Raw genomic sequence first — 6,289 nt, 5'->3', positions numbered from 1 at the left:
TCAGGCTCTTCTTGTCGGCACCGATGTTGGTCAGGTGTTCGACGCCACCGTCGAGGATGCCGTAGATGGTCAGCACCGGCTTGTCGCCACGGGTCAATGCCGCCACCATGCCGGGCTTGGCCGCGGGTGCGTCGGCCTGCTTGGCCAGTTTCTGTTCCAGCTTGTCGATGACCGCCTGCTGGCGTTCGAGCATCTCGCGCTGCTTTTGCAGCTCCGCCTTCAGGGCGTCCAGATCGGACGCGGCCTGGGCGGGGATGGCGAAGGCCAGCGCCAGAACGCTTGCCACCATGCTCAGGCGCCATGGCGTGGCGCGCGCGGCGGACACGGCCTGCCTCCCTTGACGCTCCTGCGGGTTTGTCATTTTCATTATCAGTCTCCTCTCACACCAGAAAAAAGGGCCTGTCGGCGCCTCGGGTCCAACACGGTTGATGCCTGGATGGCGGCCATCCGACCTGACAGCGCCGGCTACCGCAGACGATGACCTGAGCCTCCGGCCGCCGCTGATGCGCGTTCGCGTCGCTCACGTCCGCGGCCTCCGGCGGCATCACTCGCCCTTTTGCGAGTCGCCTCAAGTCCTTACCCAATCGATGGAGGAGATTCTTGCCGAGTCGCCCGGGGCCAGATAGGCGAGTCGGCGACTATCAGCTATCGACAATCGAGATAGCTCGAACCTGCTATACAGAAAAGATTCCCACTGCGCAGCGTCGGGTACAGCCCTCTTCCGGCGGCAACCCCCAGGGTCTGCGCCGATCCCCGCGCGTCGCCGGTGCGCCGGGTGCATAACAGCTAGTCCGGATCGACAATAGGGCGGGATCCGCGGACACGCAGATACTGTCTCTCCCTCTCTGACGCCCGGCGTTCCGGCCCCCCATGTCACCACTTCGTGCCGTCCTGATCCTGTCGCTGCTGCTCGGTATCCAGCCGGTCACGACCGACTTGTACCTGCCCGCCTTGCCCGCGATCGCCACCGCCTTCACGGTATCGGTCGGCGAAACGCAGACGACGCTGTCGGCCTTGCTGCTGGCCTTCGGGGCATCGCAGCTGATCTGGGGCGCCGTGTCGGACCGCTTCGGCCGTCGCCCGGTCCTGCTGGTCGGGCTGGGTGGCTATGTGCTGGCCGCCGTGGCCTGTGCGCTCGCCCCGTCGATGCCGGTCCTGATCCTGGCCCGCATCCTTCAAGGGATTGCCCTGGGTGCCTCGGTGATGTGTGCCCGAGCGATCGTCCGCGACCTGTATGAACCGGTCGCCGGCGCCCGGACACTGAGCCAGGCCTTGTCGGGCCTGGGGGTGCTGGCTTGCCTGAGCGCACCGCTCGGCGCCCTGATCGTCGAAGGCTTTGGCTGGCGCGCCGCGCTGGGGACCACCGCCGTGTTCGGCGCGGCCACCTGGTGGGCGGTCTGGCGCGGCTTCGACGAGAGCCTGACCGAGCGCGACCCCTTGGCCCTGGCCCCGCGCCGCCTGCTGAGCACCTGGCGCGGCATCCTCGCCCACCCCGTCTTCTGGCGGTTCTCTCTACTGGGCGCTGCCAGCTTTGCCGGGTTGTTCGTGCTGCTGGCCGCCTCCTCGTTCATCTTCATGCAGGTGCTCGGCCTCAGCCGTCCGGCCTACGGCCTGCTGTTGCTGCTGAATTCGCTCGCCTACATCACCGGCACCCTGCTGTGCCGGCGTCTGCTGCGGCGCCGTTCGGTGGAGACGACGGTCGCGATCGCCGGCGGCGTATCGCTCACCGGGGGGCTCGGGCTGGCGGCGCTGGGCGAGCTGGGCGTGACCTCGGTCGCCGGCTTGATGGTGCCGATCTGCCTCTATGCGGTGGCCCATGGTCTGAACCAGCCGTGCAGCCAGAGCGGCGCTGTCGCCCCCTTCCCACGCAGCGCGGGCGTCGCCTCGGCGCTCAGCGGATTCGTGATGATGCTGGCCGCCTTCGCAGCCGGCGGCTGGCTCGCCACCCAGATGGACGGCTCGGTGTTGCCGCTGACCCGCGGCATGGCGGTATGCTCGATGTTGGTTGCCACCGCCGCCTGGTTGCGCCTGCCGGCAACGCGCGCACCGACCGGCCCCCTCCGCGGCGTTCCCGCCGACCACAGCCCTTCAACCACCGAGGAGTCCCCATGAGCCACGACGATCACCGGCAGAACGCCTCCGACACGCCGGTCGGCATGTTCAGCAACTGTCATCAGGGCATCGTGACGCAGCTCGAGGCGCTGGCATCTTTGCCTGCGCGCGCCGAGGCGGCGATCGAAACCCGCCGCATGGCGTCCGCCTTGCTCGCGTTCTTCGATGACGTCCTGGAAAACCACCATACCGACGAAGAACAGGATCTGTTCCCCGCCGTGCTGCGTGTGGCCGAGGCCGGCAGCGAAGCGGACCAAGCAAACGCCCTCGTCCGGCAGCTCACCGAGGAGCATCGCAATCTGGAAAAGCAGTGGCTGGCCCTGCGCTCACCCCTCAAGCAGATTGCCAAGGGTGCCGCGGTGCCGCTCGACGCGGCCGCGGTCGGGCGACTGGTGGCGGGCTACCAGGCGCATGCCAAACTCGAAGAGGACCAGTTCCTCCCGCTGGCGATGCATGTCCTCCAGCGCGAGAGCAACGAGATGGCGGCCCTCGGCCTGTCGCTGCACATCCGCCATCTCAAGAACCTGCCCGGCTACGTCTGACCGCCGTCACTCCTCGGTGTCGATCTCGGCCTGGGTGGCCGCGTTGTAGCGGGGTCCGCGGACCGTGGCCGGGTTGATCAGTGCGTGGGCGCGCGCCAGCACCTCGGCCGGCAGGCGCAGGGCCGCCGCCGACAGGTTCTCGGCCAGATGCGCGATCGAGGTGGTGCCCGGAATCGGCAGAATATCCTCGCCCTGCGCCAGCAACCAGGCGAGCGCGAGCTGGGCCGGCGTGCAGCCGGCCTCGCGAGCGAGGTCGCGAAACGCCGGCAGCAGCGCCAGGTTGTCGGCCAGATCCGGCGCCTGAAAGCGCGGCATGCCGCGGCGGATGTCGCGCGGCTCGAGGGCCTCGGCGTCGGCTGCGGTCTGGATGGCATCGGCCAGAAAACCCCGTCCGAGCGGGCTGAAGGCAACGAAGCTCACCCCCAGGGCCCGGCAGGCGTCGAGCACGGCGATCTCCGGGTTGCGGGTCCACAGCGAATACTCGGTCTGCAGCGCCGCGATCGGGTGCACCGCATGCGCCCGGCGCAAGGTATCGGCCGACACTTCCGACAGGCCGATCGCGCGGATCTTGCCCTCACTCACCAGTTCGGCCAGCGCCCCGACGCTGTCTTCGATCGGCACCTGTTTGTCCCAGCGGTGCAGGTAGTAGAGGTCGATCACCTCGGTCTGCAGACGCTTGAGCGCGTCCTCGCAGGTGCGCTTGAGCGTCGCCGGCCGGCCGTCGATGACACGTCTGCCGTCCACGCCGGTCATGCCGCACTTGCTCGCCAGGGTGAAGCGCGAACGATGCTTGGCCAGCACCTGCCCCACCAGCGTTTCGTTGGCGCCGAAGCCATAGAGCGCGGCGGTGTCGAAGTGGGTCACGCCCAGCTCGAGTGCGCGCAAGAGCAGCGTCTCGCTGTCCTGCGCCGACGGCGGCGTGCCGTAGGCATGGGAGAGATTCATGCAGCCCAGGCCGATGGCCGAGACCTCGAAGGGACCAAGTTTGCGCTGTTGCATGGAAGGGCTCCTTGTAGGGTGTCGGCCCCGCCGGGGGAAAGCGGGGTCGAGGGGCTCTCTGTCGGGCGGGTTTCAACCCACCGGGGCCGTTGATGGCGGGTTGAAACCCGCCCTACGCGGCTCCCGAAATGAAAACGGCGCCAGCCGTGGGCATGGCGCCGGGGTGATTCAAGATACCGGATCAGTCCTTCAGCTGCTGCTCGAGTTCATGCAGCACCCGGTAGCACGGCAGCACGCTGGCCACGCTCGAATTGGGCTCGCGCCCTTCGCGGATGGCGGCGAAGAACTCGCGGTCCTGCAGCTCGATGCCGTTCATGGAGACGTCCACCTTGCTCACGTCGATCTGCTCTTCCTTGCCGTTGAACAGATCATCGTAGCGGGCGATATAGGTGGCGCTGTCGCCGATGTAGCGGAAGAAGGTGCCCAGCGGCCCCTCGTTGTTGAAGCTCAGCGACAGCGTGCAGATCGCACCGTTGGCGGCCTTGAGCTGGATCGACATGTCCATGGCGATGCCCAGCGTCGGGTGGATCGGCCCCTGGATGGCGTTGGCCTTCACGATGGGGCTGCCGGCCTGGTAGGCGAACAGGTCGACGGTGTGCGCGGCATGGTGCCACAGCAGGTGGTCGGTCCAGCTGCGCGGCTCGCCGAGCGCGTTCATGTTGGTGCGGCGGAAGAAGTAGGTCTGCACATCCATCTGCTGGATGTTGAACTCGCCGGCCACGATCTTCTTGTGCACGAACTGGTGGCTGGGATTGAAGCGGCGGGTGTGGCCGCACATGGCAACCTTGCCGCTCTCCTGCTGCACGCGCAGCACTTCTTCGCCGGAAGCGAGCATGTCGCACAGCGGGATCTCGACCTGCACATGCTTCCCGGCCTTCAGGCAGGCAATGGCCTGGGCGGCATGCATCTGGGTCGGGGTGCACAGGATCACCGCATCCACCTCGGGCAGCGCCAGCGCCTCGTCGAGTTCGGTGGTGGCATGGGCGATGCCGTACTTGTCGGCCACCGCGCGGGTCTTGTCGATATCCCGGCTGATCAGCGAAACCACCTCGACGCCATCGATGTTCTTGATGCCGTCCAGGTGCTTGATGCCGAAGGCGCCGGCACCGGCCAGCGCGACTTTGATGGTGTTGCTCATTTGTCTTCTCCAATCTCGGTCGTAGCCCGGATGCAGCGCAGCGGAATCCGGGAACGGCGGCTCCCGGATTCCGGCCTGCGGCCTGCATCCGGGCTACGGTTTTCATCTCAGTTGTTCTCGAGAATCAAATGCCCCACCGCCGTGTTCGACGCGGGCACATGATAGAAACGGTGCTTCACGGTGGGCGCCGCACCGCCGGCCACGTCGGCCATGGCGCCACGGGCGATCAGCCACATCACCAGCTCGATACCTTCGGAGCCGGCCTCGCGCACATAGTCGATATGCGGCAGGCGCGACAGGCCGTCGGGGTCGGCGATCAGGCGGTCGAGGAAGGCGTTGTCCCATTCCCGGTTGATGAGGCCAGCGCGCGGCCCCTGCAGCTGGTGGCTCATGCCGCCGGTGCCCCAGATCTGCACCTTGAGATCGGCATCGAAGCTCTCCACCGCCTTGCGGATGGCCTGGCCGAGCATGAAGCAGCGGCGCCCCGAAGGCACCGGGTACTGCACTACGTTGACCGCGAAAGGGATGACCGGGCACGGCCAGGCCTGGGGTTGTCCACACATCAGCGAGAGCGGCACGGTCAGGCCGTGATCCACATCCATCTTGTTGACAATGGTCAGGTCGAAGTCGTCCTGGATCACGCTCTGGGCGATATGCGAGGCCAGCTCGGGATGGCCGATCACGTCGGGCACCGGGCGCGGCCCCCAGCCCTCGTCCGCGACCTTGTATTCGGCGGCGGTGCCGATGGCGAAGGTGGGGATCATGTCGAGGCTGAAGGCGGTGGCATGGTCGTTGTAGACCAGGAAGATCACGTCGGGGCGGTTCTCTTCCAACCATTGCTTGGAGTAGTCGTAACCGGCGAACACAGGCTGCCAATAGGCTTCGCCGGCTTTGTCCAGGTCCAGGGCGGCGCCGATGGCGGGCACGTGCGAGGTGTAGACGCTTGCGGTGATATGGGCCATCTCAGGACTCCTGCTGGGCCGCCGCAAGGGCGGCCTTCGCCCCCTCGGGGGGCTGCGAACAAAATGTGTGAGGGGGTTGTTTCATTTCTTCTCCTTGTCGCGACCGCCCTGCCCCTGGGGCTGGCGGTCGGGTTGGGCGTCGCCCTGTTCGCCCAGGTAGCGGTTGCCTTCGGCCGAACGGCCGCCCTTGACCATCATGTCGCGGTATTCCTCTTCGGTCATGCCGGTCATGGAGCCCGCCATCTGCTGGAAGCTCCTGCCGTCGGTGGCGCCGATCTTGGCCAGGAAGTAGATGTTGCCGCCGGTGCGCATGCACCAGTTCAAGTCGCGCGCCAGCACCGCCAACTTCTGCTCCTCGGTCATCGGCCATTCGTCCAGATAGGCGCGCTCGTCGGCCTTGAAGCGCGCGCGGTTCTCGGCCTTCATCAGCGACATGCAGAACTGGTTGAGCCAGTAGCCTTTGCGGGACTGCTCGGCATCGAAAATGATCGTGCCGGGAACGTCCTTGTAGGGTTTGTCGAGTGCCATTTTCGGTG

Annotated in this window: 7 protein-coding genes; 2 read left to right on the top strand and 5 right to left on the bottom strand. The window is 66.8% G+C overall.

Features of this window, described 5'->3' with window-relative positions:
* A partial coding sequence (locus I8J34_RS17450; protein ID WP_214362916.1) for a hypothetical protein occupies positions 1-367 on the bottom strand: 367 nt, incomplete at its 3' end.
* 503 nt (positions 368-870) lie between these two features.
* On the opposite strand from I8J34_RS17450, the gene I8J34_RS17445 reads away from it, so the two are divergent.
* Together I8J34_RS17445 and I8J34_RS17440 are read left to right on the top strand one after the other, a co-directional pair.
* Positions 871-2,112, top strand: coding sequence for a multidrug effflux MFS transporter (locus I8J34_RS17445; protein ID WP_214362915.1), 1,242 nt, complete (start codon positions 871-873; stop codon positions 2,110-2,112).
* Entirely contained in the window at positions 2,109-2,654 is a 546-nt protein-coding gene (locus I8J34_RS17440; protein WP_214362914.1) for a hemerythrin domain-containing protein, read from the top strand. The genes I8J34_RS17445 and I8J34_RS17440 overlap by 4 nt, the downstream gene beginning before the upstream one ends.
* A 6-nt stretch (positions 2,655-2,660) precedes the next feature.
* Here the strand turns inward: I8J34_RS17440 and I8J34_RS17435 are convergent, their stop codons facing one another.
* The 4 genes from I8J34_RS17435 to ligA form a co-directional block, all read right to left on the bottom strand.
* The gene (locus I8J34_RS17435) at positions 2,661-3,653 is read right to left on the bottom strand and encodes an aldo/keto reductase (protein WP_214362913.1); all 993 of its coding nucleotides are present in this window, start codon (positions 3,651-3,653) and stop codon (positions 2,661-2,663) included.
* Between the two features lie 181 nt (positions 3,654-3,834).
* Positions 3,835-4,791 carry a Gfo/Idh/MocA family oxidoreductase gene (locus I8J34_RS17430; RefSeq protein WP_214362912.1) on the bottom strand — a complete coding sequence of 319 codons (957 nt, stop codon included), beginning with the start codon at positions 4,789-4,791 and terminating at the stop codon, positions 3,835-3,837.
* A 107-nt stretch (positions 4,792-4,898) separates the two neighbouring features.
* Positions 4,899-5,753: a class III extradiol dioxygenase subunit beta gene (locus tag I8J34_RS17425; protein ID WP_214362911.1), complete on the bottom strand. Its 855-nt coding sequence runs from the start codon at positions 5,751-5,753 to the stop codon at positions 4,899-4,901.
* Between the two features lie 81 nt (positions 5,754-5,834).
* Positions 5,835-6,281: a protocatechuate 4,5-dioxygenase subunit alpha gene (gene ligA, locus I8J34_RS17420; RefSeq protein ID WP_214362910.1), complete on the bottom strand. Its 447-nt coding sequence runs from the start codon at positions 6,279-6,281 to the stop codon at positions 5,835-5,837.
* Positions 6,282-6,289 lie beyond the last annotated feature (8 nt).

It is taken from the genome of Denitromonas iodatirespirans (assembly GCF_018524365.1).
GTDB lineage: Bacteria > Pseudomonadota > Gammaproteobacteria > Burkholderiales > Rhodocyclaceae > Nitrogeniibacter > Nitrogeniibacter iodatirespirans.
Note: the sequence above shows the minus strand (reverse complement) of the source record. Positions and strands in the feature narration are given on the sequence as shown.

Bases quoted from the DNA above. Each gene is read 5' to 3' on its own strand.
- I8J34_RS17445 (WP_214362915.1), top strand. From the start codon at position 871: ATGTCACCACTTCGTGCCGTCCTGATCCTGTCGCTGCTGCTCGGTATC.
- I8J34_RS17440 (WP_214362914.1), top strand. From the start codon at position 2,109: ATGAGCCACGACGATCACCGGCAGAACGCCTCCGACACGCCGGTCGGC.
- I8J34_RS17435 (WP_214362913.1), bottom strand. From the start codon at position 3,653: ATGCAACAGCGCAAACTTGGTCCCTTCGAGGTCTCGGCCATCGGCCTG.
- I8J34_RS17430 (WP_214362912.1), bottom strand. From the start codon at position 4,791: ATGAGCAACACCATCAAAGTCGCGCTGGCCGGTGCCGGCGCCTTCGGC.
- I8J34_RS17425 (WP_214362911.1), bottom strand. From the start codon at position 5,753: ATGGCCCATATCACCGCAAGCGTCTACACCTCGCACGTGCCCGCCATC.
- ligA (WP_214362910.1), bottom strand. From the start codon at position 6,281: ATGGCACTCGACAAACCCTACAAGGACGTTCCCGGCACGATCATTTTC.